At 69.6% G+C, this 2,306-nt stretch carries 2 protein-coding genes; one reads left to right on the top strand and one right to left on the bottom strand.

Going from position 1 to position 2,306, the window contains the following annotated elements; all coding sequences use genetic code 11:
* Positions 1-30 precede the first annotated feature (30 nt).
* Positions 31-498 carry an RDD family protein gene (locus tag ACFW2E_RS45500; protein ID WP_384477677.1) on the bottom strand — a complete coding sequence of 156 codons (468 nt, stop codon included), beginning with the start codon at positions 496-498 and terminating at the stop codon, positions 31-33.
* Between the two features lie 210 nt (positions 499-708).
* Between ACFW2E_RS45500 and glnA the strand changes: the two genes are divergently transcribed.
* Complete coding sequence (gene glnA / locus ACFW2E_RS45495; RefSeq protein WP_384477674.1) at positions 709-2,118, top strand: type I glutamate--ammonia ligase; 1,410 nt, start codon at positions 709-711, stop codon at positions 2,116-2,118.
* Positions 2,119-2,306 lie beyond the last annotated feature (188 nt).

Genomic DNA, 2,306 nt, shown 5'->3' with positions numbered 1-2,306 from the left:
CCGGGTGCCCCCTCCGTCGTCGTACGAGGCTCAGATCCGCACTTCCACGGTCCGGGCCAGCCGGTCGTGGAGTCCGCGTCCGTCGCGGTCCCAGACGAGTGCCGGGAGGGCGAGGCAGAGCAGGCCCGTGCGCACCAGGGAGCGCAGCGGCTGCACCCGGCCGCTGTCTGCGCCGACGACCCGCAGCCCGAAGAGGCGCTTGCCGGGCGTGAAGCCGACCGTGCCGACCGTCAGGACGCTCAGCACGAAGAAGACGAGCAGCGCCCAGTTGCCGGTGGCGGGGCTGTAGCCGTCGGTGAGCAGGCCGTATGCGATCAGGACGCACAGCCCCCAGTCCACGGCGAGCGCGCCCAGCCGCCGCCCCGGGCGGGCGATCGAGCCCGGCCCCTCCTCCGGCAGACCGAGCTGCTCGCCCCGGTATCCGAAGTCGGCTCCGGCCTCTTCCATGGCCGCGCGCGGCCCGGAGAGCCACGATCCCATTGCTTGCCTGTTGTCCACCCGTCCACGGTACTGCGCCCCCGATTGCCCGGAGCACTCCGGGGTGTGTCGGGGCTACCGTGGAACAGGAGCCGGTTAACTTCAGCGAAACAAACGGGTCACGCCCGAGAAATCACCCGTCCCTAGGGTCGGGGACAGCGTGTGCCACCGCACTGGCCGCACGAACGAACTACCACCCCGGCGAGGACGGTCGGGAGTAGGAGGAGCTGGATGTTCCAGAACGCCGACGAGGCCAAGAAGTTCATCGCGGACGAGGACGTCAAGTTCATCGACGTCCGCTTCTGCGACCTGCCGGGCGTCATGCAGCACTTCACGGTGCCCGTCGAGGCGTTCGACCCGGACGAGGAGCTCGCCTTCGACGGATCGTCGATCCGTGGCTTCCAGGCCATTCACGAGTCCGACATGGCGCTGCGCGCGGACCTGTCGACCGCCCGGGTCGACCCGTTCCGCCGTGACAAGACGCTCAACATCAACTTCTTCATCCACGACCCGATCACGGGCGAGCAGTACTCCCGTGACCCGCGCAACGTGGCGAAGAAGGCCGAGGCCTACCTCGCCTCCACCGGTATCGCGGACACCGCGTACTTCGGTCCCGAGGCCGAGTTCTACGTCTTCGACAGCGTCCGCTTCGCGACGGGCGCGAACGAGTCCTTCTACCACATCGACTCCGAGGCCGGCGCCTGGAACACCGGTGCCCTCGAGGACAACCGTGGTTACAAGGTCCGCTACAAGGGCGGCTACTTCCCGGTCCCGCCGGTCGACCACTTCGCCGACCTGCGCGCCGAGATCTCCCTGGAGCTGGAGAAGAACGGCCTGAAGGTCGAGCGCCAGCACCACGAGGTCGGCACCGCCGGCCAGGCCGAGATCAACTACAAGTTCAACACGCTGCTCGCCGCGGCCGACGACCTCCAGCTCTTCAAGTACATCGTGAAGAACGTGGCTTGGCGCAACGGCAAGACGGCGACCTTCATGCCGAAGCCGATCTTCGGTGACAACGGCTCGGGCATGCACGTGCACCAGTCGCTGTGGAGCAACGGCGACCCGCTGTTCTACGACGAGGCCGGTTACGCGGGCCTGTCGGACACCGCCCGCTACTACATCGGCGGCATCCTCAAGCACGCCCCGTCGCTGCTGGCCTTCACCAACCCGACGGTGAACTCCTACCACCGTCTGGTGCCGGGCTTCGAGGCGCCGATCAACCTGGTGTACTCGCAGCGCAACCGTTCCGCGGCCATGCGCATCCCGATCACGGGCTCCAACCCGAAGGCCAAGCGCGTCGAGTTCCGCGCGCCCGACTCCTCCGGCAACCCGTACCTCGCCTTCTCGGCCCTCCTCCTCGCGGGCCTCGACGGCATCAAGAACAAGATCGAGCCGGCCGAGCCGATCGACAAGGACCTGTACGAGCTGGCTCCCGAGGAGCACGCGAACGTCGCTCAGGTCCCGACCTCGCTCCCGGCCGTCCTCGACTCGCTGGAGCGCGACCACGAGTTCCTGCTCGCCGGTGACGTCTTCACGTCCGACCTGATCGAGACGTGGATCGACTTCAAGCGCACGAACGAGATCGCCCCGCTGCAGCTGCGTCCGCACCCGCACGAGTTCGAGCTCTACTTCGACGTGTGATCCGGCCGCCCGGGGGGGCCGCCGCCCGGCCCACACCGGGTGTGGGGGGGGCGCGCGCGCGCGCGCGCGGGGGGCGTGGGGCCGGGGGGGGGGCGGGGGGGCCCCCGGCCGCCCCCCCCCCCCCCCCCCCCCCCGCGCCGGACTCGGGGGTGGCGAGGAACGCGGTGCCGAGCTGGGCGGCGCTCGCG

Source organism: Streptomyces sp. NPDC058964, assembly GCF_042741275.1.
GTDB lineage: Bacteria > Actinomycetota > Actinomycetes > Streptomycetales > Streptomycetaceae > Streptomyces.
Note: the sequence above shows the minus strand (reverse complement) of the source record. Positions and strands in the feature narration are given on the sequence as shown.